The sequence below is a fragment of the Rhodococcus sp. MPR-R1B genome (assembly GCF_058793255.1).
In genome coordinates this window covers 67525-90562 of the sequence record NZ_JBXAFO010000024.1, presented here as the reverse complement: position 1 = coordinate 90562, position 23038 = coordinate 67525, and the positions used below count along the sequence as shown (strand labels likewise).

At 61.6% G+C, this 23038-nt stretch carries 22 protein-coding genes and 3 tRNA genes; all 25 read left to right on the top strand.

The window, feature by feature from the left end; genetic code table 11:
* The first annotated feature begins 199 nt into the window (after nucleotides 1–199).
* Nucleotides 200–272, top strand: a tRNA-Thr gene (locus AC1Q61_RS26075).
* Nucleotides 273–317: 45 nt separating this feature from the next.
* Nucleotides 318–390, top strand: a tRNA-Met gene (locus tag AC1Q61_RS26070).
* A 61-nt stretch (nucleotides 391–451) separates the two neighbouring features.
* Nucleotides 452–619, top strand: a complete 168-nt coding sequence (gene rpmG / locus AC1Q61_RS26065) for a 50S ribosomal protein L33 (protein ID WP_003941903.1) — start codon at nucleotides 452–454, stop codon at nucleotides 617–619.
* Nucleotides 620–705: 86 nt separating this feature from the next.
* Nucleotides 706–1260 (top strand): (3R)-hydroxyacyl-ACP dehydratase subunit HadA, encoded by a 555-nt coding sequence (hadA, locus tag AC1Q61_RS26060; protein WP_019744315.1) that lies wholly within the window; start codon nucleotides 706–708, stop codon nucleotides 1258–1260.
* Nucleotides 1247–1672 (top strand): (3R)-hydroxyacyl-ACP dehydratase subunit HadB, encoded by a 426-nt coding sequence (hadB, locus tag AC1Q61_RS26055; RefSeq protein WP_003941909.1) that lies wholly within the window; start codon nucleotides 1247–1249, stop codon nucleotides 1670–1672. The genes hadA and hadB overlap by 14 nt, the downstream gene beginning before the upstream one ends.
* A 173-nt stretch (nucleotides 1673–1845) precedes the next feature.
* A tRNA-Trp gene (locus AC1Q61_RS26050) sits at nucleotides 1846–1918 on the top strand.
* Nucleotides 1919–1949: 31 nt separating this feature from the next.
* A complete protein-coding gene (gene secE, locus AC1Q61_RS26045; protein WP_064113968.1) occupies nucleotides 1950–2453 on the top strand; it encodes a preprotein translocase subunit SecE in 504 nt (167 codons plus the stop codon).
* 84 nt (nucleotides 2454–2537) lie between these two features.
* Nucleotides 2538–3374, top strand: coding sequence for a transcription termination/antitermination protein NusG (nusG, locus tag AC1Q61_RS26040; RefSeq protein ID WP_003942049.1), 837 nt, complete (start codon nucleotides 2538–2540; stop codon nucleotides 3372–3374).
* Nucleotides 3375–3440: 66 nt separating this feature from the next.
* Nucleotides 3441–3875: a 50S ribosomal protein L11 gene (rplK, locus tag AC1Q61_RS26035; protein WP_003941896.1), complete on the top strand. Its 435-nt coding sequence runs from the start codon at nucleotides 3441–3443 to the stop codon at nucleotides 3873–3875.
* A gap of 109 nt (nucleotides 3876–3984) precedes the next feature.
* The gene (gene rplA / locus AC1Q61_RS26030; RefSeq protein ID WP_003941982.1) at nucleotides 3985–4704 is read left to right on the top strand and encodes a 50S ribosomal protein L1; all 720 of its coding nucleotides are present in this window, start codon (nucleotides 3985–3987) and stop codon (nucleotides 4702–4704) included.
* A gap of 151 nt (nucleotides 4705–4855) precedes the next feature.
* Nucleotides 4856–5548 (top strand): hypothetical protein, encoded by a 693-nt coding sequence (locus AC1Q61_RS26025; protein WP_042453090.1) that lies wholly within the window; start codon nucleotides 4856–4858, stop codon nucleotides 5546–5548.
* Nucleotides 5549–5967: 419 nt separating this feature from the next.
* Nucleotides 5968–6552, top strand: coding sequence for a 50S ribosomal protein L10 (rplJ, locus tag AC1Q61_RS26020; RefSeq protein ID WP_003942074.1), 585 nt, complete (start codon nucleotides 5968–5970; stop codon nucleotides 6550–6552).
* A 78-nt stretch (nucleotides 6553–6630) separates the two neighbouring features.
* On the top strand, nucleotides 6631–7017 hold the full coding sequence (gene rplL / locus AC1Q61_RS26015; protein ID WP_003941857.1) for a 50S ribosomal protein L7/L12: 387 nt from the start codon (nucleotides 6631–6633) through the stop codon (nucleotides 7015–7017).
* A 259-nt stretch (nucleotides 7018–7276) separates the two neighbouring features.
* Complete coding sequence (locus tag AC1Q61_RS26010) at nucleotides 7277–8398, top strand: ABC transporter ATP-binding protein (RefSeq protein WP_007728450.1); 1122 nt, start codon at nucleotides 7277–7279, stop codon at nucleotides 8396–8398.
* Nucleotides 8399–8407: 9 nt separating this feature from the next.
* Nucleotides 8408–9202, top strand: a complete 795-nt coding sequence (locus tag AC1Q61_RS26005) for an MlaE family ABC transporter permease (protein ID WP_003942038.1) — start codon at nucleotides 8408–8410, stop codon at nucleotides 9200–9202.
* Nucleotides 9203–9207: 5 nt separating this feature from the next.
* Nucleotides 9208–10068, top strand: a complete 861-nt coding sequence (locus AC1Q61_RS26000; RefSeq protein WP_003941894.1) for an MlaE family ABC transporter permease — start codon at nucleotides 9208–9210, stop codon at nucleotides 10066–10068.
* Nucleotides 10065–11426 carry an MCE family protein gene (locus AC1Q61_RS25995; RefSeq protein ID WP_003942007.1) on the top strand — a complete coding sequence of 454 codons (1362 nt, stop codon included), beginning with the start codon at nucleotides 10065–10067 and terminating at the stop codon, nucleotides 11424–11426. Before AC1Q61_RS26000 ends, AC1Q61_RS25995 begins: the two co-directional genes overlap by 4 nt.
* Nucleotides 11423–12502, top strand: a complete 1080-nt coding sequence (locus tag AC1Q61_RS25990) for an MCE family protein (RefSeq protein WP_003941932.1) — start codon at nucleotides 11423–11425, stop codon at nucleotides 12500–12502. Before AC1Q61_RS25995 ends, AC1Q61_RS25990 begins: the two co-directional genes overlap by 4 nt.
* Nucleotides 12499–13494, top strand: a complete 996-nt coding sequence (locus tag AC1Q61_RS25985) for an MCE family protein (RefSeq protein ID WP_003942053.1) — start codon at nucleotides 12499–12501, stop codon at nucleotides 13492–13494. Before AC1Q61_RS25990 ends, AC1Q61_RS25985 begins: the two co-directional genes overlap by 4 nt.
* Complete coding sequence (locus AC1Q61_RS25980) at nucleotides 13494–14747, top strand: MCE family protein (protein ID WP_003941941.1); 1254 nt, start codon at nucleotides 13494–13496, stop codon at nucleotides 14745–14747. The genes AC1Q61_RS25985 and AC1Q61_RS25980 overlap by 1 nt, the downstream gene beginning before the upstream one ends.
* The gene (locus AC1Q61_RS25975; protein WP_003941859.1) at nucleotides 14744–16021 is read left to right on the top strand and encodes an MCE family protein; all 1278 of its coding nucleotides are present in this window, start codon (nucleotides 14744–14746) and stop codon (nucleotides 16019–16021) included. The genes AC1Q61_RS25980 and AC1Q61_RS25975 overlap by 4 nt, the downstream gene beginning before the upstream one ends.
* Entirely contained in the window at nucleotides 16018–17265 is a 1248-nt protein-coding gene (locus AC1Q61_RS25970; RefSeq protein ID WP_003942085.1) for an MCE family protein, read from the top strand. The genes AC1Q61_RS25975 and AC1Q61_RS25970 overlap by 4 nt, the downstream gene beginning before the upstream one ends.
* 99 nt (nucleotides 17266–17364) lie before the next feature.
* Nucleotides 17365–18093, top strand: a complete 729-nt coding sequence (locus tag AC1Q61_RS25965) for a hypothetical protein (protein ID WP_042926180.1) — start codon at nucleotides 17365–17367, stop codon at nucleotides 18091–18093.
* 45 nt (nucleotides 18094–18138) lie between these two features.
* Nucleotides 18139–19002, top strand: coding sequence for a hypothetical protein (locus AC1Q61_RS25960; protein WP_215515746.1), 864 nt, complete (start codon nucleotides 18139–18141; stop codon nucleotides 19000–19002).
* A gap of 439 nt (nucleotides 19003–19441) precedes the next feature.
* Nucleotides 19442–22948: a DNA-directed RNA polymerase subunit beta gene (gene rpoB / locus AC1Q61_RS25955; protein ID WP_019744305.1), complete on the top strand. Its 3507-nt coding sequence runs from the start codon at nucleotides 19442–19444 to the stop codon at nucleotides 22946–22948.
* The last annotated feature ends 90 nt before the right edge of the window (nucleotides 22949–23038 follow it).

Sequence of the window (23038 nt, the reverse complement as noted above, 5' to 3'; positions counted from 1 at the left end):
GATGGGCACCGGGGGATGGTTTCAGGGGAGTGCAGGGTCGAGACTGGTTCCCGCAAAGCCCTCGCCAGCGGCCCCGATCGGTGCAACAATGGGCTCCGGCACCATTTTTGCCCCGATGACCAGCGGATTTGGTGCTGGCGCTCGTTCGTGTGTAATCTTTCGGAGGCTTCAAGAGAGCGGCAACGCGCTCCTGAGCCACGCCCCCTTAGCTCAGTCGGTAGAGCGTTTCCATGGTAAGGAAAAGGTCAACGGTTCGATTCCGTTAGGGGGCTCGCTGGATTGTGGTGCCGTGCTTTCCGCGCGACACTCGACACCGAGGCGGTGTAGCTCAGTTGGTAGAGCAAACGACTCATAATCGTTGCGTCGCCGGTTCAAGTCCGGTCACCGCTACACAATATGCATGATCCACCCTGATTGCTCGTAATCAGATACACCCGAAAGAAGGCATCCCGTGGCCTCCTCGACCGACGTTCGGCCCAAGATCACCTTGGCCTGCGAGGTATGCAAGCACCGCAACTACATCACCAAGAAGAATCGGCGCAACGACCCCGATCGCCTGGAGCTCAAGAAGTTCTGCCCCAACTGCGGAACCCACCAGTCGCATCGCGAGTCGAAGTAGTAAGTCCTTAACAGGACGACGATTTTCGCGGAAGACCCTCTCTGGGCCTGCGTCTTCGGGTCCTAGCTAGAAGAGAGTCTCACCGCGTGACAGATTTGCAAGAGAACCAGGCAGCGGCCGAGGTCCCTACGGACCCGGCCGCTCATGCCGTCCAGATGGTCGGTCACCACTATCGTGTCGAAGACTTCTACGAGGTCGGACGCGAGAAGGTGCGCGAGTTCGCTCGCGCCGTCCAGGACGCCCATCCCGCGCACTACGACGAGTCGGCAGCCAAGGGCCTCGGATACGACGGCCTGATCGCTCCCATCACGTTCGTCGCCATCGTGGGTGCCATTGCTCAGCGACGTCTGTTCGAAGAGATCGTCACAGGCTACGACCTGAGTCAGATTCTTCAGACCGATCAGCGCTTGGTGCTGCACAAGCCCATGCAGGTCGGTGACCGACTCTTCTGCGACGTCTTCCTGGATTCGTTCAGGCAGGCCGCAGGTAGCGACATCATCGTGACCAAGAACATCATCACCGATCAGAACGACGAAGCCGTCGTCACCACGTGGACGACGCTTGTTGCTCGAACGGGTGGGGAAGTGGACGAGAACATCGCCCACGCAGTCAAGGACGTGATGATGCATGTCGCTTCGTAAATTTTCCGACGTGAGTGTCGGCGAACTTCTCCCCGAGAAGTCCGTCACCCTGACGCGTGGAAACCTCGCCAACTACGCGGGTGTTTCGGGAGATCCCAATCCGATTCACTTCAGTGACGAGGTCGCACGACTTGCCGGCTTGCCGGACGTCGTCGCGCACGGCATGCTCTCCATGGGCATCGGTGCCGGCTACGTCACCGAATGGCTGGGAGATCCGGGCGCAGTGACCGAGTACAACGTACGGTTCACGAGCCCGGTGATCGTGGCAGCCGACAAGGCTGCCGAGATCGAGTTCACCGCCAAGGTGAAGTCGATCGACGAAGAAAGCAAGACCGCAGTACTGGCAATTGTGGCCAAGTCCGAAGGTAAGAAGATCTTCGGTCGTGCCACTGCCACGGTCCGTCTAGCCTGATCGCAGGGCGGATTGTGTTTGTTCCGGGGCTTTGAAGTACACTGAGATTTCTGGGATTCCTCAGCGCTGCGCGCTGCCCTGAATGTTGCAAGACATTCACCTCGGGTAGCGCGTATGTTGTGTGATCGCAGAACGGTTGATTCAGGCAGGGTCTACCTGTCGAGGTCAACCAAAGGGGCGTAGCTCAACTGGCAGAGCAGCGGTCTCCAAAACCGCAGGTTGCAGGTTCAAGTCCTGTCGCCCCTGCCCCCGGATGCCAGCGACTGAGAGGAACGACGTGAGCGAGGAGCGCGCCAAGCGCGACGCCGACACTTCGGATGCGGAGACTTCACTGTCTGCCGATTCGACCGGTGTCGACGACACTGCAGCTGACGCGACTACGCGTTCCGATCTTTCGTTGGACAAGGACGGTGCCGAGAAGGCTCCCTCCGCATCCAGTGGGGTTTCCAACAAGCCGACCGGCAAGCGCGCTGCACGCGGCGCCTCGGTCAGCGCGTCCACCGTGAAGACTCCGGCCCGGACGGCATCCCGGACATCTTCGGCCAAGCCGACTGCAACGAACCCCGGCAAGAAGCCCAAGGCGAAGAAGGACAACATCTTCAAGCGCCTGCGCAAATTCTTCCGCGAGGTCATCGCAGAACTCCGTAAGGTCATCTGGCCGAACCGCAAGCAGATGATCACCTACACCAGCGTCGTGCTGACGTTCGTGGTCTTCATGGTCGCTTTCATCAGCGGCGTCGATATCGCTGTGATCAAGGGTGTCACCTGGCTGTTCGGCTGATCGCCGTAGCAGTCGGGCGTCTTTGCCTGCGAGCGCGACAAGACCCGACCCGGGTCCGAGTAACGAGAGGAAGCGAGTGCCCCAGTGAGCACCCCCGAGAACGACACGAATGAGGCTTTGGCCGAAGAGCGTGTTTCTGCCGAGGCGGCAGCCGAAGTAGACGTCGTGGTTGCCGAAGGCACCGATGCAGACGTTGCCGAAGGCACTGATGCAGACGCTGCAGCGACCGAGGACGTCATCTCCGACGATGCCGAGAACTCCGACGAGGCCGCTCCCGCCGCCGAGCTCGAGGTCGAGGATCCCGTTGCCGAACTCAAGGCTGCGCTGCGCCGCGCCCCGGGTGACTGGTACGTCATCCACTCGTACGCCGGTTACGAGAACAAGGTCAAGACCAACCTCGAGACTCGCGTTCAGAACCTCGATGTCGGCGACTACATCTTCCAGGTGGAAGTTCCCACCGAAGAGGTCACCGAGATCAAGAACGGCCAGCGCAAGCAGGTCAACCGCAAGGTTCTGCCCGGATACATCCTCGTTCGCATGGAGCTCAACGACGAGTCGTGGGGCGCCGTGCGCAACACGCCTGGTGTCACCGGTTTTGTCGGTGCCACGTCGCGTCCCTCGCCGCTGACCCTCAACGAGGTCGTCAAGTTCCTGCTCCCGCAGCAGGAGCAGAAGAAGCAGCAGGCTGCAGCGGCCGCCGTCGCAGCAGGCGAGGCACCGTCCGAGTCCTTCGGCAAGCCCCTCATCGAGGTCGACTTCGAGGTCGGCGAGTCGGTCACCGTCATGGACGGCCCGTTCGCAACCCTTCCGGCCAGCATCAGCGAGGTCAACGGCGAGCAGCAGAAGCTCAAGGTTCTCGTGTCGATCTTCGGTCGTGAAACCCCGGTTGAGCTCAACTTCAACCAGGTCGCGAAGATCTGACCACCCCAAAACTTGCAATTTGTTCGACGCAAGACACACACCCAAGCTAGAAACTAGGAACTAGAGATGCCCCCAAAGAAGAAGAAGCTCGCCGGGCTCATCAAGCTGCAGATCCAGGCAGGTCAGGCTAACCCTGCACCTCCCGTGGGTCCCGCACTCGGTCAGCACGGCGTGAACATCATGGAGTTCTGCAAGGCCTACAACGCGGCGACTGAGTCCCAGCGCGGCAACGTTGTGCCGGTCGAGATCTCGGTCTACGAAGACCGGACCTTCGATTTCAAGCTGAAGACCCCTCCCGCCGCCAAGCTGCTCCTCAAGGCAGCCGGCGTCGCCAAGGGCTCCGGCGAACCGCACAAGACCAAGGTTGCCTCGGTGACCATGGATCAGGTGCGCGAAATCGCGAAGACCAAGGCTGAAGACCTCAATGCCAATGACATCGAGCAGGCCGCGAAGATCATCGCCGGCACCGCTCGTTCCATGGGCATCACGGTCCAGGGCTGATAGTCCGCTCCACAGCATTACGTGGGAGGGCCGGCCAGGCCCCGACCACAACTGAACCATTCACCACTGCACAGGTAATTCGCTGCAGTGACAAGTAAGGACAGAACAAATGGCAAAGCGCAGCAAGGCGTACCTCGCCGCCGCTGAGAAGATCGACGCAGACAAGCTCTACAGCCCGCTTCAGGCTGCAAAGCTCGCCAAGGAGACGTCGTCCACCAAGATGGATGCAACCGTTGAGGTTGCAGTTCGTCTGGGCGTCGACCCCCGTAAGGCTGACCAGATGGTCCGCGGAACGGTCAACCTGCCCCACGGCACCGGTAAGACCGCTCGCGTCATCGTGTTCGCTGTTGGCGAGAAGGCAGCAGAAGCCGAGGCTGCAGGCGCTGACGTAGTCGGTGCAGAAGACCTGATCGAGCGCATCCAGGGTGGATGGGTCGATTTCGACGCCGCAATCGCGACTCCTGATCAGATGGCCAAGGTCGGCCGCATCGCCCGTGTCCTCGGACCGCGTGGCCTGATGCCGAACCCGAAGACGGGCACCGTTACGGCGGATGTCACCAAGGCTGTCAACGACATCAAGGGCGGAAAGATCAACTTCCGCGTCGACAAGCAGGCCAACCTGCACTTCGTCATCGGCAAGGCATCGTTCGACGATGAGAAGCTGGTGGAGAACTACGGCGCAGCCCTGGACGAGATCCTGCGTGCGAAGCCCTCGTCGGCCAAGGGTCGCTACGTGAAGAAGATCACGGTCTCGACCACCACCGGTCCGGGCATCCCGGTGGATCCGAACCGTACTCGCAACCTCCTCGAGGATGCTGCAGACGCGTAAGCAGTCCGCATACGAACAAGAAGGCCGGCAGGGATCACTCCCTGCCGGCCTTCTTGCCGTTTCGGGAGAGTGCGATCCCTGCCGGTGGTATCGGTCCATCGGTGGTATCGGTCCAACGGTGGTATCGATCTAACGGTGGCATCATCGGGGTATGCACGAAGCGTTCCAGTTCCTCGGAAACTTTTGGTGGCTGATCTTCGTTTTCGGCGGCACCATCGGTGGGGCGCTGAAAGGTGTCGCGGTTGCCAACGAAAGGCGGATCGAGCGCCGGCAAGAGCGCTTCCGGCTCAAGCAGCAGACCAAGGTCGCCATCGCGCAAGCCAACGCACAACATCACGCCGACGAAGAAACACAGCGCCGAGAGCTGGCCAAGGCAATCGAGCAGCACGATGCGGTCGACGCCCGATGGTTCTCGTACGAACTCGATCCGGTCACACTGCTCGACACCCCGATGATGACGGACATGCGCGAGCCTTTGACCGCCGATTTTCATCGAGCCAAATATCGTGCCGATCTGCTTCGCCCAGGCAATCCGGAGACGATGATCGGCAATCAGCAGGCACAAACCGAGTACCGCGAGGCGGTGCACGCTTACTCGATCGCCTTCGAAATCGCGGAAGCTGAGGCGAAGCGCCGCCGACGGAGCGGATTCACCCTCGACGAACAAGAACGCCTGGTAAGGGCGCAACGTCTGCTGCGACTGGCCATGGACGAGGGCGCGACGCCACAGGAACGTCAGAGTGCGTACCGGAAGGCCCACAAGGAACTCGATGGACTGCTGGTGTTGCCGGACCGAGCTCGGGCAGCAATCGAACACAAGATCGCCAGGGCTATCGGTGCTTGAAGGAATCGGGTGCGTGACGAACCCGATTTGGTTGTGCAGCGAGCAGTCAGGTAGTCTTCGACGCGGAGTTCAGTGCTGGATATGAACTTCACCCCAAAATCATGTTCTACCCAAGACCGTTGGTGATTGCACTCAGTGATGGGTGTGGTTGAAAGTCCGGGAGTGCCCGGCGGCCCACGTAGGTGAACGAGGTAGGGGGATAGCTTGATGTAGTGGTTCTACAGTTTGCCTGGTTATGCACTGCCTCGCTTTGCATCGTTACGCTGATTCGTAAGCCTCTTCTTCATGTTTCCTCTGTACGCCCCGTGCGCTTGCGCCGGGGCGTTTTGCATGTCGCGGACTGTGTCTTCTCGGGTTCACCCCGATGAGGTGCAGCGGTTCCTGAGTGGGACAACGACTGTCACGAGAGGAGGCGAAGTATGGCAAAGCCTGAGAAGGTTTCCGCAGTTGCGGAAATCACCGAGCAGTTCAAGGGTTCGACCGCCGCTGTGGTCACGGAATACCGTGGCCTTTCGGTTGGCAACATCACGACACTGCGACGCGCTCTCGGAGAAGGTGCCACCTACTCCGTCGCCAAGAACACCCTGGTCAAGCGTGCCGCCGCAGAGGCTGGCATCGAGGGCCTTGATGACCTGTTCGTTGGTCCGACCGCCATTGCATTCATCAAGGGCGAACCGGTCGACGCTGCGAAGGCTCTGAAGAACTTCGCTAAGGACAACAAGGCGCTCATCATCAAGGGCGGCTACATGGACGGCGCTGCGCTGTCCGTGGAAGAGGTCAACAAGATCGCGGATCTCGAATCCCGCGAAATCCTGTTGGCAAAGCTTGCCGGCGCGATGAAGGGCAACTTGGCAAAGGCCGCAGGCCTGTTCAATGCTCCCGCTTCGCAGATGGCCCGTCTGGCCGCTGCCCTGCAGGAGAAGAAGGCTGCAGAAGGCGGAGCCGCAGAGGCCCCCGCAGAGGCTGCCACCGAGGCTCCGGCCGAGGCCGAAGCCGAAAGCTGATCCGCACCCGCGCATCACTGCTATAACCCCGCCCGGTCGCGGATCAGCGACATGGGACTTACAGGAAGGACCGCCACAATGGCGAAGCTCAGCACCGAAGAGTTGTTGGACCAGTTCAAGGAGCTCACCCTCCTCGAGCTCTCGGAGTTCGTTAAGGCATTCGAGGAGACCTTCGAGGTCACCGCTGCTGCTCCCGTCGCCGTCGCCGCTGCAGGCGCACCGGCTGCCGGCGCAGAAGCTGCTGAAGAGCAGGACGAGTTCGACGTCGTCCTCGAGTCGGCTGGCGACAAGAAGATCCAGGTCATCAAGGTCGTCCGTGAGGTCGTTTCCGGCCTCGGCCTGAAGGAAGCCAAGGACCTCGTCGAGAGCGCTCCGAAGGCCATCCTCGAGAAGGTTGCCAAGGACGCCGCAGAGGCTGCCAAGGAAAAGCTCGAAGCTGCCGGCGCAAAGATCGTCATCAAGTAAGACGGTTTTCCCGCTGCTCTTCGCGAGTAGTAACGAAGAGGGCCACTCCCCACGGGGAGTGGCCCTCTTTTTTTGAACTTTTTTCGCGGGTGATATGCCGGAATTCATGCAGGTGGGAGGGGTGTCCGAACTAGGCTGTGATCTGAATTATGCTTCTTCCCTACTCGTTAGTAGTATTCGCAGTCACGGGTACCACTCCCATGCGATAGAGTGACCCAACCCACACGGGTGCATGCATGCAACGGACGTCGCGGAGGTAATGGTGGGAGTCGAGGTAGCGGTACAAGGACTGACAAAGTCTTTCGGGTCGCAGAGGATTTGGCAGGACGTGTCGTTGACACTTCCCGCGGGTGAGGTCAGCGCACTGCTCGGGCCTTCGGGTACCGGTAAGTCGGTGTTCCTGAAGTCCCTGATCGGACTGCTCCGCCCTGAACAAGGCTCCATCGTCATCGACGGCACGGACATCCTGCAGTGCTCCTCCAAGGAGCTCTACGAGATCCGCAAGCTGTTCGGCGTTCTCTTCCAGGACGGCGCACTGTTCGGCTCGATGAACTTGTACGACAACATCGCCTTCCCGCTTCGTGAGCACACCAAGAAGTCGGAATCCGATATCCGCAAGATCGTGATGGAGAAGTTGGACCTCACGGGTCTGGTCGGCGCCGAGGACAAGCTTCCCGGTGAGATCTCCGGCGGTATGCGCAAGCGTGCCGGTCTGGCGCGTGCACTCGTTCTCGATCCCGAGATCATCCTCGTCGACGAGCCCGACTCCGGTCTGGATCCGGTGCGTACGACGTACATCAGCCAAACGCTGATCGACATCAACGCCCAGTCGGACGCGACGATTCTGATCGTCTCGCACAACATCAACCTCGCACGCACGGTGCCGGACAACATCGGCATGCTCTTCCGTCGTCAGTTGGTGATGTTCGGTCCTCGTGAGGTGCTGCTCACCTCGGACGAGCCCGTCGTCAAGCAGTTCCTCAACGGAACGATGATCGGTCCGATCGGTATGTCGGAGGAGAAGGACGAGGCTCAGATGGCGCACGAGCAGGCGCTCGTCGACGCCGGTCACCACGCCGGTGGTGTCGACGACGTCGAGGGCATCGTGCCGCAGATGAAGGCCACCCCCGGAAACCCGGAGCGTCAGGCTGTTCGTCGTCGCCAGGAGCGCGTCCGTCAGATCATGCACACCCTCCCAGCTAACGCACAGGCGGCGATTCAGGACAGCCTCGACGAGGTTGACGGAACTGGGCAGTACGATCCCCAGTACGCCGAAGCGAGCGGCTATCAGGGGGAGTGGAACGACAACTCGCAAGACACGCAGGTCATTCCTGCATACGAGGGCGATCCCTACGGAAACACGACACACGGGCAAGGGTAGGCATATCGGATGGGGGTTACCCGCAACTCGGTTCTGAGTCCGGTCAACGGAGCATTAACTCAGGCCGGAAACATCGTCGAACTGTTTGTCGACGTCGTCAGGAATACGTTCCGGCGTCCATTTCAGTTCCGTGAGTTCATCGAGCAGGCCTGGTTCATCGCCAGCGTGACAATTTTGCCGACGGCATTGGTAGCCATCCCTTTCGGCGCCGTCGTCTCACTGCAGACCGGTTCGCTGATCAAGCAGTTGGGTGCAGAATCGTTCACTGGCGCTGCCAGCGTCCTGGCGGTGATCCAGCAGGGTAGCCCCCTGGTGACAGCGTTGCTGGTCGCCGGTGCGGCCGGATCGGCCGTGACGGCCGATCTCGGTTCTCGAACCATCCGTGAAGAGATCGACGCGATGGAAGTCCTCGGAATCAATCCGATTCAGCGCCTGGTGGTTCCGCGTGTACTCGCGATGGTGCTGATCGCTGTTCTGCTCAACGGACTGGTGTCCGTCGTCGGTATCGCGGGTGGTTACTTCTTCAACGTGATCCTGCAGGGCGGTAACCCCGGTGCCTACATCTCGTCGTTCTCAGCTTTTGCGCAGCTACCGGACATTTGGAGCGGTGAGATCAAAGCCGCGGTGTTCGGTGTCATCGCTGGTGTGATCTCCGCGTACAAGGGACTCCACCCGTCCGGTGGCCCGAAGGGCGTCGGTGAGGCGGTGAACCAGGCCGTCGTCATCACGTTCCTGCTGTTGTTCTTCGCCAATCTGATTCTGACGATGGTGTACCTCCAGATCGTGCCGGCGAAGGGATCTTGACCTAAATGACCATCGCACGAGGCCGCGGCGATCAGTTCCTGCTGAAGAGTCGCAAAGTAGCCAGAATTCCAGTGAACGCGTTGGACCGCGCGGGCGAGCAGATGTCGTTCTACGCGCGCGCCATCGCGTGGACCCCGCGCACCCTGCATCGGTATCGGAAGGAGACGCTTCGACTACTCGCCGAAGTGACCTTCGGTAGCGGTGCGCTCGCAGTGATCGGCGGAACCATCGGCGTCATCGCGATGATGTCCGGATTCACCGGTGTCGTCGTCGGCCTCCAGGGCTTCGCCGCTCTGGAGCAGTTGGGTAGCTCGGTCCTGACCGGCTTCCTCTCCGCATACGTCAACACCCGTGAGATCGCTCCGATCGTTGCGGCTCTTGCGCTCTCGGCCACGGTTGGTTGTGGCTTCACCGCCCAACTCGGTGCCATGCGTATCTCCGAAGAGATCGACGCGCTCGAGGTCATGGCAGTTCCGTCGGTGCCGTTCCTGGTCACGACGCGCATGATCGCCGGCTTCGTCGCCGTCATCCCGCTGTACATCGTGGGTCTGCTTGCGGCGTACCTCGCCTCGAGAGTGATCAGCACGGTCTTCAACGGGCAGTCGACGGGTTCCTACGACCACTACTTCAACCTGTTCCTGCCACCGCAGGACGTGCTGTATTCGTTTGCGAAAGTCCTGGTATTCGCCTTCGTGCTGATCCTGATCCACTGCTACTACGGGTTCCATGCCTCAGGTGGTCCCGCAGGTGTCGGCGTGGCCGTCGGCCGCGCTGTTCGCGCCGCAATCGTGACGATCGCCGTTCTCGACTTCTTCCTCAGCCTCGCAATCTGGGGCACCACGACGACAGTGAGGGTGGCCGGATGATCGAGGCTCCGTCAGTCCTGCGCCGCCGTGTGCTCGGACTCGTGTTCTTCGTGGTGTTGGCATTGTTCCTGGCCTTCACCATCGGAACATTCAACAAGACGTTCAAGGACGTCGTGAAGATCGACCTCGTGACCGACACAGTCGGAAATGCGTTGCCACCCAACGCGGACGTCAAGGTCCGTGGGCTGCTGGTCGGCGAGGTGCGATCCGCGTCGACGAAAGACGGCCAGGTCACCTCGGTCCTCGCGATCGAGCCGGACAAGGCTGATCTCATTCCGTCCAACGTCACGGCGCGTCTGCTCCCGAAGACGCTTTTCGGTGAGCGCTACGTCTCCCTGATCATTCCGGAGGGAACCACCGCGACCCCGATTTCCGCGGGAACGGTGATCCACCAGGACAAGAGCGGCAATGCTGTCGAGGTCGGCGACGTTCTGGACGGACTGCTCCCACTTCTGCAGGCGATTCCGCCGCAGGATCTGGCGAACACTCTCGGTTCTCTCGCGCAGGGTCTGACGGGACGCGGCGCCGAGCTCGGTCTGACGGTCGATCGTCTCGAGGAGATCTTCCGCGGCGTCAATACCGAACTGCCCGCGGTGCAAGAGGATCTGCGCAAGTTCGCGGACTTCTCCCAGACGTACTCGGACGCTGCGCCCGATCTGATCAACGCTCTCGACAATCTGCGGACCACGGGTAACACGGTGGTGCAGAAGCAGGACCAGTTGCGGACACTGCTGGCGTCGCTCACCGTGACATCGTCTGACACCGCAGCCTTCCTCGAAGCGAACTCGTCCTCGATCATCACGCTCGCTGCGGATTCGAAGGAAGCTCTCCAGCTTCTGGCCCAGTACTCTCCGACCTTCGGGTGCACGTTCAAGGGCTTCTCGGACACCGCTCCGGAAGCTGCCAAGATCCTGTCCACCGACGCGCCCAATCCTGGTGTGCGTGCGAGTATTCAGATCGTGAACCCCAAGGGTCGCTACCTGCCCAACCAAGACGAGCCACGGCTCGTCGACAACCGCGGCCCGGTTTGCTACGACAACGTCACCGAGCCCGGCCGTCCGTTCCCGCAGTACCCCGGCGGTTCGTACGGTGACGGTTCCTACCAGGTTCCTTCCCGCAATCCAGGTCCCGCCACCATGGAATTCCTGCCTGCACCCGAGGGCTCCGGACCTCAGTTGTTCTCGACCAACAACAGCGGTCCGGCTCAGCAGGCCGGCTACGCGGGCTCGAAACTCGAAGAGGATACGTTGAAGGTGATCTACGGACAGGCCAACGGTGTTGCGCCGGACGATGTTCCGGCGTGGACCACGATGGTCAGCGCTCCGGCATTCGCAGGTGCGGAGGTGAGCGTCCAATGAGAGGACTCGCAGCTCCGCTGACAAAGCTCATCATCTTCGTTGTGGTGACGGTCCTGGCGACAGGACTGCTGGCAGCCAGTATCGCCAACCTCGGCGGCGGTGGCGGCACCAAGTTCAACGCCGTCTTCTCCGACGTCACTTCGTTGAACGAGGGCGACGAGGTCCGCATTGCCGGTGTTCGTGTCGGCCAGGTCGAGAAGATTGCCATCGTCAACGACAACCAGGCCGAGGTCCAGTTCTCGGTGTCCGATCGTGATTGGTTGCCGGCCAGTTCCATCGCCACCATCCGGTTCCGCAACCTGGTGGGGCAGCGGTACATCTCGCTCTCGCAAGGTGAAGGCAGCCAAGGCAAGAAGATCACCGGCGGCGATACCCTGCCGCTGTCTCAGACGCGCCCGGCAGTCAACCTCACGACACTCTTCAACGGCTTCAAGCCGCTGTTCACCACCCTGAGCGCGGACGACGTCAACAAGCTGTCGTACCAGATCATCCAGGTCTTCCAAGGCGAATCGGGCACCATCAGTGAGCTCGTGCGCAACACCGCGAGCCTGACCAACACCGTCGCGGACAAGGACGCGGTCATCGGCGCGGTGATCAAGAACCTCAACGACGTTCTCGACACCGTCAACGCGAACGACAAGAACCTCGATTCACTTATCGTCAACACCCAGCAACTCGTCACCGGGTTGGCCAACGAGCGTGGGGTGGTCGGTTCGGCCGTCACCTCACTCGCCGGCCTGACCGACGCGACGGCAGACCTGCTCGAGCCGACGCGGCCGTCGATTCAGGGCTCGATCACGGCGCTCAACACATTGGCGACCACACTCAATCGTCGGAGTGACGACGTCAACGCGGTGCTCGAGACCTTGCCGGTCAAGCTCGAGAAGCTCGCACGCGTAGCGAGCTACGGTTCCTGGTTCCAGTTCTATCTGTGTGGAATCGACATCGTTGCCGGTCCAGGACAGTCTGCGTCGCTGAATCTGCCCACCGGCCTGCCGACGGTCAATCAGCCGATTTACACCAACGCGGCCACGCGATGCACTCAAGACGGTATGAGGGAGTTGCAAGGTCGATGAGTAAACGTCGCAGTCCGGCAATGGCCGGAGCCATCGGTATCTTCGTGGTGCTGCTGGCCACTTTGTCCGCGTTCTTCCTCGATTCGCTTCCGTTCGTGGGAGCAGGCTCGTCCTATTCCGCCGAGTTCTCCGAAGCCGCGGGTCTCAAGCCTGGTAACGAGGTTCGTATCGCCGGCGTGAAGGTCGGCAAGGTCACTTCTGTCGATCTCGACGGTGACCGTGTTCTCGTCGACTTCAAGGTCAGTGACGCGTGGGTGGGAGATCAAACCTCTGCGTCCATTCAGATCAAGACCATTCTGGGACAGAAGTACCTCGCACTAGATCCGCGCGGAACCGACAACCTCGATCCCAAGGATCGGATTCCGCTAGAGCGCACCACCTCTCCGTACGACGTCGTTCAGGCCTTCTCGGCCGCGGCGGACACAGTCGGCGACATCGACACCGACCAGTTGGCGAAGAGCATGGAGACGTTGTCCCAGGCATTTTCCGAGACACCTGGCGATGTCCGCGCTTCGCTCGACGGTGTCAGTCGGCTGTCGCAGACGATCGCGAGCCGCGATCAGGACTTGCAGAAGCTCTTCGCCGCCACCGGGAAGACGTCGCAGATTCTTGCTGACCGCAACAAGGAATTCACCCAGCTGATCCGAGACGGCGGACTTTTGGTGCAGGAACTCAACAATCGCCAGCAAGCGATTTCGCAGCTGCTCACCGGAACTCAGCGCGTCTCTCAGCAGCTCACCGGTCTCGTTCGTGACAACGAGGCGGCAATCGGGCCGGCGCTGACGCAGCTCAACGGCGTCATCGACATCTTGAAGGCCAACAACGAGAACTTGGACAAGGCACTGAAGCTCTACGAACCCTTCATTCGCTTGTACGCCAACGTGGTCGGCAACGGCCGTTGGTTCGACCAGGTCGTCGTGAACCTCCTTCCGCCGGGTCTGCCGGACATTCCGGGCTACCGTGACCCCGTTCGTACGTTGGGAGGCAACTGATGGCTGATACTGCCGAAGCCGGAAGCGGCTCCAAGAAGCGCTCGGTCGCGATCATCGCCGCTGTTCTGATCGGGTTACTCGTAATCGGTGGCGCGCTGTGGTGGGTGTTCACTCGCGCCGGTACCACCAAGATCACCGCCTACTTCGACAAGTCGGTGGGTATCTACGACGGCTCCGACGTTCGTGTTCTCGGTGTCAAGGTCGGCACCGTCGAATCCGTCGAACCCCAGGGAGATCAGGTCAAGGTCGAGCTGCGTGTCGATCGTGGGATCGACATTCCCGCGGGTGCCAGTGCCGCTCAGATCACGCCGTCGGTGGTTGCCGACCGCTACATCCAGCTGACACCGGTCTTCACCGGCGGCGACAAGATGGCCAGCGGTGCAGTAATTCCGATCGAGAAGACGGCGACGCCTGTCGAGGTCGACCAGTTGTACTCCAGCATCGACGAACTCGCGTCGGCTCTCGGTCCTGAAGGTGCCAACAAGAACGGAGCACTGTCCGATTTCGTCGAGACAGGTGCGGCCAACCTCGAGGGCAACGGTGAAGCGTTGGGAGACAGCATCACCAACCTCTCGGATGCCGCACGGACGCTCAACGATTCGCGTGACAACATCTCGCTCACCATCAAGAACCTGGATACTTTTGTGGGCGCTCTCGCGGCCAACGATCAGCAGGTGCGCCAGTTCAACACGCAGTTGTCGGACCTGACCGGATTCCTGGCAGGTGAGCGCGACGATCTCGGTGCCGCTCTGAACCAGCTCTCGATTGCTCTCGGCGACGTCGCGAAGTTCGTGGCCGACAACCGCGATCAGTTGGTCCAGACAACCGAAGGTCTCGTCGAACCGACACAGACATTGGCGAACAACAAGGAAGCCCTGGCCAACACGCTCACCATGCTTCCGTTGGCGATCTCCAACTTGGTCAACTCGTACGACGCCGAATCAGGTGTGCTGGCTTCACGTCTGGCGTTCCCTGATCTTCAGAACCCGGCCGGCGTGCTCTGCAAGTTGATGGACCTCGGCAAGCTGTTGCCCGGTGATCCGCGGTTCGAGGCATTGGGAAGGCAGATGCAACCGGCTATCGACCAGTGCGCAAACGTCGCTGCGATGACCGACGCAGCCAATCAGGCTGCAGGCCTGAACCTTCCCTTCGGCATCCTTGCCGGTTCCGAACGACAGATGCAGGTAGTTCCGGGCACTGTGCCCGGCGTCGTGTCACCGCGACTGACCAGTGGAAACGGGGAGGGCGAGTGAAGCGTTCATTGATAGTCGGCGCCGGACTGTGCGCCGTCCTGATCTCGGCAACAGCCTGCTCGTCCGAGGGGATCTACGCTGTCCCGCTTCCCGGCGGTCCTGATGTGGGTTCCGATCCGATGCACTTGACCATTCAGTTCGACGACGTGCTCGACTTGGTTCCGCAGTCCGCTGTGAAGGTCGACGGCGTTCCCGTCGGTCGCGTCGACGACGTGTCGGTCGGACCGGACGGATGGACCGCGGACGTCGGCATCATCCTCGACTCGTCGGTTGATCTGCCCGCCAACGCAATTGCCGCGGTCGAGCAGACCAACCTGCTCGGCGAGAAGTTCATCCAGCTGTCGGCCCCGCCGTCCGGACCGGACTCTGCGAAGCTGGCCGACGGTGACCTCATTCCGCTGGATCGCACTCGCCACGCCACGGAGATCGAGCAGGTTCTCGGCGCATTGTCGCTGCTGCTCAACGGCGGCGGTGTGGGCCAGTTGCAGCCCATCGTCGAAGAACTCGGTGCCGCGTTCGACGGTCGCGAAGGCAAGACGAGAAGTCTTCTGGAGCAGGCGAACACACTCATCGGTGGACTCAACGAGCAGCGTGACGACATCACACGCGCGCTCGACGGCCTGGATGTGCTCTCGACTCGCGTCAACGATCAGAACGAGAAGATCGGGAAGATTCTCGAGGAACTCCCCGTTGCGACACAGGTTCTCAACGAGCAGCGTCCGCAGCTGACGCAGATGCTCGCTCAGGTGGATCGACTCGGAACAGTGGGAACCGACGTCCTCACACAGTCCAAGGACGATCTGATCGCTGATCTTCAGGCTCTGCGTCCGACGCTGCAGGCGCTCGCAGACTCCGGTGACGACTTCGTGGGGGCACTTCCGTTCCTTCCGACGTTCCCGTTCCCGGACGGTGTCGAGAAGATTGCACAGGGTGGTTCCGTCAACCTCTTCCTGAGTGTCGACCTGCAGATCGGCAATACACTCTCGGGTCTCGGTGTCGGGCAGGGAGAACCGGAATACCGCCAGCCCAAGTTCGGCAATCCCAAGCCGGTGGTCGACCCCTCCAACCCGTACTACAACGGCAACGGGCCGCGACCGGGGTGGCCGACAGTGTCACTGCTGCCGATCGCTCCGATCCTGCCGCAGGTTCCCGTTGTCGCCGGCCTTCCCGCCACAACAGCGGGTGACCCGGCAACGCCGGCGCCCGCGGCGAACCCACTCAACCCCATCCAGGGAATGCTGGAACAGTTCGGAATCGGCGGTGATGGACAGTGAGATCAGCTCTGGTCAGATGGCAGCTCGTCGGCTTTGTCGTGGTTGCGCTCCTGGGTCTCATCTACGTCGGCGCCAAGTACGTGCGCCTGGACAACCTCATGGGGTTCGGTCAGTACACGGTCAAGACCGAATTGGCCACGTCCGGTGGAATTTTCACCAACGCCGAGGTGACGTATCGCGGCGTGCCGGTCGGGCGAGTGGGCGACATGTCGTTGACCGAGGACGGAATTCAGGTCGACCTGAAGATCGACAACAGTGCTCCGGAGATTCCCGCGTCGGCCCGTGCCGTCGTGGCCAACCGCTCCGCCATCGGTGAGCAGTATGTCGACCTTCAGCCCGATACCGACCAGGGACCGTTTCTCGAGGACGGCTCGGTGATCGCGGTGGGGGACACCACAACTCCGATCCCGATCGAGGATGTGCTGACCAGTGCCAACGGCTTGGTCAAGTCCGTGCCCGTCGACGCGCTCCACACCGTCGCCGTCGAACTCGGTGCAGCGTTCAACGGCAAGGGCGAGGACATTCAGGTCCTGGCCGATTCGCTGTCCGGTCTCTCGCAGTCCGGGCTCGACACTCTGCCTCAGACGCTCGCGCTGATTCGGAACAGTGAGACGGTATTGACGACGCAGTCGGATCAGTCCTCCGCGATCAAGCAGTTCAGTACCGATCTCGATGCTGTCACCGCGCAGTTGCGGACCAGTGATCCGGACATCCGTCGCTTGATCGACAACGGCATCCCGGCCAGCGATCAGATCGGTGCCCTCATCAACGAGGCGGGCCCGAGCCTGACGACTGACCTGACCAATCTTGCCGCGACCACCAAGACGCTTGCGCCGCGAACGATCGCGCTGCAGCCGTTCCTGATCTTCCTTCCCGGTCTGGCCGCTGCCGCACCGACGGTTGCTCCCGGCGACGGAACGGTCCATCAGGGCTTGGTGCTGGAGACCAACAATCCGCTCTCGTGCACGGTGGGTTACGAAGGCACCATGGCGATCCTGGACGAGATGAAGCGTCAGAATCCCAATTTCGACGACACCCAGCAGGACTTCCCGCTCAACACCGCCGCGTCGTGTGAGACGCCGCTGGGCAGCGAGACGGGCGTCCGCAGTGCCAACCGCGTGGTGTACGCCGATCCCGACACGATCCAGCCTTGGGACTTCAAGCCGAAGGTCGATCCGGACAAGTTGAACCTCAACCCGATCGCGACGCAGTTGGCGCCGTTGCTCGGAGTGACACCGAAGTAGACCGATCCGAATGTGGTCGAGTTTGTGCAGTTCAGGCTACTGAGTTGTGGCAGTTGACGATTCGCGGCCAGAGGCTGGGCAAAACAGGTAAGTAGGGTAGTGAGTGTGATTCAGAGAAACAGTTCCCCGCAGTCCGGCGGGCCCGAGCAAGTCGAATCGGGAGCGCCGACAACCGGTAGACCGAAGGGGCTGACAGCGTCTCTGATTGCGGTCGGTGTCTTGCTTCTGGCGGCAGTGGTTGCGCTCGGTGTGTTCGGCGTCCCGTACGTTCGGGCGCTCACCACCGACCGCACCACCGCCGAGATGCGTGACGACGCGCTTATCGGTGCGCAGCAAGTCGCGATCAACCTCAACAACGCGGATTCGGCCAATCTCGACCAGTCGATCGAGAACATGCGTTCTTCGGTGACCGGTGACGAGATGACGACGTATCTGCAGACCGTTCAGGATTCCATCACCGACGAGTTGCGTAACTCGGGCTCGAAGGCTGACACCGAAGTCGTTCAGTCCGCGCTGACCGAGCTCAATACCGATGACCGGACCGCCACGGCACTGGTCGTCGTTCGAGTCACCACGACCCAGGGCAACCAGTTCGTCAAGAATCAGCTCGGCATGCGGCTGGGCATGGTCGAGATCGACGGGGTCTGGAAGGCTCAGTCGGCTGATCCGATCGGATCGCGACTCGATCTCGGCTCCGGCACCCTGCCGGCCACCGACGGCTCCACGCCTGCACCTGATGCAACGCCTGCCCCTGGTTCGGGGACCGAGGCACCTGCGTCCGGTACTCCTGCACCGACAACCGAGGGTGGTGATTCCGGTGGCCAGTAGTTCGTCGAACCTGCACACCGACATCCCTCGAAGGAGAAGCGCGTAATGCCACCCAAACGTCGTACCGGCGGACCGTCCTCCCCGCAGAACCGTCGGCCGAAGATCGCCGGAAGCGCTCGCTCGCTCAACGTCCCCGCGGGGACGTCCGATTCGGATCCGGTCGAGCCCACGATCGAACAGCCGGAAGAAGAAACACAGGAGGCTGTGAAGCCGGAGGTTGCGAAGCCGGAGGTTGCGAAGCCGACGCTCACGAAGGCAGAGTCCGGCGACATCGAGCCGCCGAAGACGGAAACCTACGCTCCGGAATCCACACCAGGCCCCGATCTGACCAAACCGGCGAAAACCGTCGCAGACGAGCCCAAGGCCCCTGCTACCCCGGAGACGGGCGCGGGGGAGTCGGCGACAACACCTACACAATCCAAGCCCGGTTGGCGCCTGGTGGCGATCCTGGGGGCCGCAGCGGTGATCGTCGCGATCCTCGCCGGCATCGCCTTCTTCAAAGTCGGCGCGAAGACGGACGACATCGCCTGGGTGGACGAAGGCGCCACGGCTGAGGTTCTTCGTGTGACGCCGTCGGCGTTGGCTGCAGTCTTCACGTTCTCTCCCGACACGTTCGACGCCGATTTCGACAAGGGTGTCCAGGGCCTGAACCAGTCGATGCGCGATCAGCTGACGCAGTACAAGGACACGCAGAAGGCCGGCGTCGAACAAACCCAGACGGCAACGACCGCTGACGTCCCGCTGATCGGGATCACACGGCTCGAGAAGGACCGAGCACAGTTGCTCGCCCAACTGAACGTCAGCTCGACGCAGAACGGCGTGGCGGCAGACTCTCGCTCCGGAATGGTCATCGTGAGTCTGGAGAAGCAGGACGGAAACTGGCTGATCTCGGAGATTCGCGACCAGTAGCACCTGCGCACCAGCGCGAAGATCTGGATCGACGCACGATGTCGGTCCAGATTTTTCGTATGTGACGCCGTTGCTGGCTACACTTCCGGTGGCAGTGTTCGAATGCGCGTCACGAATGTTCGAATGCTGCGACACGCGCTCTCGCCCTTGACGGAGCGGTCCGCAAGGTCCACTCTGATCGGTGAACATGCACGGACGAGTGATCGGCAGTCTCACGTCAGTATCTGAATTCGACCCTCAGTTACACCCGACTCGACATTTCCAGAGTAAGGGTGTACTTTTGGACGTTGCGCTGGCTGCCTCCTGTCCACCCCTCGTCTCAACCGCTGCGAAGTCAAGTACTTCTTGCTTTCTGCGACGGGTTTCGTTCGGGTTGTAACCAGCGAAATTCGAAGCAGATACAGCGGCGGTCGCAACAGCACGGAGCGGCCCGCGTGAGGTGCTGGAAGGACGCATCTTGGCAGTCTCTAGCCAGACCAAGGCAGTTTCCGGAATCCCCGGAGCCCCGAAGAGGGTTTCGTTCGCGAAAGTTCGCGAACCCCTCGAAGTTCCCGGGCTTCTTGACGTACAGACAGATTCGTTCGAGTGGCTGATCGGCGCGCAGAGTTGGCGTGAACGAGCAGCGGCACTCGGCGACAATGCAGTGTCCGGTGGTCTCGAGGACATCCTCGCGGAGCTTTCTCCGATCGAGGATTTCAACGGCACTATGTCGCTGTCCTTCTCCGACCCTCGATTCGACGAGGTCAAGGCCTCGACGGACGAGTGCAAAGACAAGGACATGACCTACGCGGCGCCGTTGTTCGTCACCGCGGAGTTCATCAACAACAACACTGGTGAGATCAAGAGCCAGACGGTCTTCATGGGAGATTTCCCGATGATGACCGACAAGGGCACCTTCATCATCAACGGCACCGAGCGTGTGGTCGTCTCGCAGCTCGTGCGTTCCCCCGGTGTGTACTTCGACATGAGCGTCGACAAGAGCACCGAGAAGGATCTGCACAGCGTCAAGGTGATCCCGGGTCGCGGCGCATGGCTCGAGTTCGACGTCGACAAGCGCGACACCGTTGGTGTCCGTATCGACCGCAAGCGTCGTCAGCCTGTCACCGTCCTGCTCAAGGCACTCGGCTGGACCACCGAGCAGATCACGGAGCGCTTCGGCTTCTCCGAGATCCTCATGGCCACGCTGGAGAAGGACAACACCGCCGGCACCGATGAGGCGTTGCTCGACATCTACCGCAAGCTGCGTCCGGGCGAGCCCCCCACCAAGGAGAGCGCGCAGACCCTGCTGGAGAACCTGTTCTTCAAGGACAAGCGCTACGACCTCGCTCGCGTGGGTCGTTACAAGATCAACAAGAAGCTCGGCCTGAACGCGGGTCAGCCGATCGTTGCATCCACGCTCACCGAAGAGGACATCGTCGCCACCGTCGAGTACCTCGTGCGTCTGCACGCAGGTGACACCTCGATGACGGCTCCGGGCGGCGTCGAGGTTCCCGTCGAGGTCGACGACATCGACCACTTCGGCAACCGTCGTCTGCGTACGGTCGGCGAGCTCATCCAGAACCAGATCCGCGTGGGCCTGTCCCGCATGGAGCGTGTGGTTCGTGAGCGCATGACCACGCAGGACGTCGAGGCAATCACGCCTCAGACGCTGATCAACATCCGGCCCGTCGTCGCTGCGATCAGGGAGTTCTTCGGAACCTCCCAGCTGTCGCAGTTCATGGACCAGAACAACCCGCTGTCGGGGCTGACGCACAAGCGTCGTCTGTCCGCCCTCGGCCCGGGTGGTCTGTCCCGTGAGCGCGCCGGCCTCGAGGTTCGCGACGTTCACCCGTCGCACTACGGCCGCATGTGCCCGATCGAGACCCCGGAAGGCCCGAACATCGGCCTGATCGGTTCGCTGTCGGTCTACGCCCGCGTCAACCCGTTCGGTTTCATCGAGACCCCGTACCGTCGCGTCGTCGACGGACAGGTGACCGACGAGGTCGACTACCTGACCGCTGACGAAGAAGACCGCCACGTAGTCGCGCAGGCCAACTCGGCCATCGACCGCGAGGGTCGCTTCACCGACTCGAAGATTCTCGTCCGCCGTAAGGGTGGCGAGGTCGAGTTCGTCGCGTCCTCCGACATCGACTACATGGACGTTTCGCCGCGTCAGATGGTGTCCGTCGCAACCGCGATGATTCCGTTCCTCGAGCACGACGATGCAAACCGTGCCCTGATGGGCGCCAACATGCAGCGTCAGGCTGTCCCGCTGGTTCGCAGCGAGGCACCTCTCGTCGGTACCGGCATGGAGCTGCGTGCAGCTGTGGATGCCGGCGACGTCATCATCACCGAGAAGACCGGTGTCGTGGAGGAGATCTCCGCGGACTACGTCACGGTGATGGCTGACGACGGAAGCCGCAAGACGTACCGGATGCGCAAGTTCGCGCGTTCCAACCAGGGCACGTGCGCTAACCAGCGTCCGATCGTGGACGAGGGACAGCGTGTCGAGGCCGGCCAGGTTCTGGCCGACGGCCCTTGCACCGAGAACGGTGAGATGGCGCTGGGCAAGAACTTGCTCGTCGCGATCATGCCGTGGGAAGGCCACAACTACGAGGACGCGATCATTCTGTCGCAGCGTCTCGTGGAAGAGGACGTCCTGACCTCGATTCACATCGAGGAGCACGAGATCGATGCCCGCGACACCAAGCTCGGTGCCGAGGAAATCACTCGCGACATCCCGAACGTCTCCGACGAGGTCCTCGCCGACCTCGACGAGCGCGGCATCATCCGTATCGGTGCCGAGGTTCGTGACGGCGACGTGCTGGTCGGAAAGGTCACGCCGAAGGGCGAGACCGAGCTGACCCCCGAAGAGCGCCTCCTTCGCGCCATCTTCGGTGAGAAGGCTCGCGAGGTTCGTGACACGTCCCTCAAGGTTCCTCACGGTGAGACCGGCAAGGTCATCGGAATCCGCGTGTTCTCACGTGACGAAGACGACGATCTGCCTCCCGGTGTCAACGAGTTGGTCCGCGTCTACGTGGCACAGAAGCGCAAGATCCAGGACGGCGACAAGCTCGCCGGCCGCCACGGTAACAAGGGCGTCATCGGCAAGATCCTGCCGCAGGAAGACATGCCGTTCCTCTCGGACGGCACGCCTGTCGACATCATCTTGAACACGCACGGTGTCCCGCGTCGTATGAACATCGGTCAGGTCTTGGAGACCCACCTCGGGTGGATCGGCAAGACCGGCTGGAACATTCAGATCGCGTCCGACGGCACTCGTCCCGACTGGGCTGCGACCCTGCCGGAAGAGATGCTGTCCGCTCCGGCCGACTCGAACATCGCCACCCCGGTGTTCGACGGTGCGAAGGAAGACGAGCTCACCGGTCTCCTCGGCGCGACGCTGCCTAACCGTGACGGCGAGCAGATGGTCGGACCCGACGGAAAGGCCACCTTGTTCGACGGCCGCTCCGGCGAGCCGTTCCCGTACCCGGTCTCGGTCGGTTACATGTACATCATCAAGCTGCACCACTTGGTCGACGACAAGATCCACGCTCGTTCGACCGGTCCGTACTCGATGATCACGCAGCAGCCTCTCGGTGGTAAGGCCCAGTTCGGTGGCCAGCGCTTCGGTGAGATGGAGTGCTGGGCGATGCAGGCCTACGGCGCGGCTTACACGCTGCAGGAACTGCTGACCATCAAGTCGGACGACGTGGTCGGTCGAGTCAAGGTGTACGAAGCCATCGTCAAGGGCGAGAACATCCCCGAACCCGGCATCCCCGAGTCGTTCAAGGTGCTCCTCAAGGAGCTCCAGTCGCTCTGCCTCAACGTGGAGGTGCTGTCCTCGGACGGCGCGGCCATCACGATGGCGGACGGCGACGACGAGGACTTGGAGCGGGCCGCAGCGAACCTGGGCATCAACCTGTCCAGGAACGAAGCTGCGACGGTCGACGACCTCGCGAACTAGGTTTCGGTCCCCGGGTTGCTCTTGAAAGAGCGGCCCGGGGGCGTAGTTCACATTTGAATTGGCAGTCAGGTTGCCGGGTGACCGGCAACC

Coding starts and splice junctions, on each gene's coding strand:
- hadB (WP_003941909.1), top strand. CDS start 1,247: ATGTCGCTTCGTAAATTTTCCGACGTGAGTGTCGGCGAACTTCTCCCC.
- AC1Q61_RS26010 (WP_007728450.1), top strand. CDS start 7,277: ATGGTGGGAGTCGAGGTAGCGGTACAAGGACTGACAAAGTCTTTCGGG.
- rplL (WP_003941857.1), top strand. CDS start 6,631: ATGGCGAAGCTCAGCACCGAAGAGTTGTTGGACCAGTTCAAGGAGCTC.
- rplK (WP_003941896.1), top strand. CDS start 3,441: ATGCCCCCAAAGAAGAAGAAGCTCGCCGGGCTCATCAAGCTGCAGATC.
- AC1Q61_RS26005 (WP_003942038.1), top strand. CDS start 8,408: ATGGGGGTTACCCGCAACTCGGTTCTGAGTCCGGTCAACGGAGCATTA.
- AC1Q61_RS26025 (WP_042453090.1), top strand. CDS start 4,856: ATGCACGAAGCGTTCCAGTTCCTCGGAAACTTTTGGTGGCTGATCTTC.
- rplA (WP_003941982.1), top strand. CDS start 3,985: ATGGCAAAGCGCAGCAAGGCGTACCTCGCCGCCGCTGAGAAGATCGAC.
- AC1Q61_RS26000 (WP_003941894.1), top strand. CDS start 9,208: ATGACCATCGCACGAGGCCGCGGCGATCAGTTCCTGCTGAAGAGTCGC.
- AC1Q61_RS25985 (WP_003942053.1), top strand. CDS start 12,499: ATGAGTAAACGTCGCAGTCCGGCAATGGCCGGAGCCATCGGTATCTTC.
- AC1Q61_RS25990 (WP_003941932.1), top strand. CDS start 11,423: ATGAGAGGACTCGCAGCTCCGCTGACAAAGCTCATCATCTTCGTTGTG.
- AC1Q61_RS25995 (WP_003942007.1), top strand. CDS start 10,065: ATGATCGAGGCTCCGTCAGTCCTGCGCCGCCGTGTGCTCGGACTCGTG.
- rplJ (WP_003942074.1), top strand. CDS start 5,968: ATGGCAAAGCCTGAGAAGGTTTCCGCAGTTGCGGAAATCACCGAGCAG.
- AC1Q61_RS25960 (WP_215515746.1), top strand. CDS start 18,139: ATGCCACCCAAACGTCGTACCGGCGGACCGTCCTCCCCGCAGAACCGT.
- AC1Q61_RS25980 (WP_003941941.1), top strand. CDS start 13,494: ATGGCTGATACTGCCGAAGCCGGAAGCGGCTCCAAGAAGCGCTCGGTC.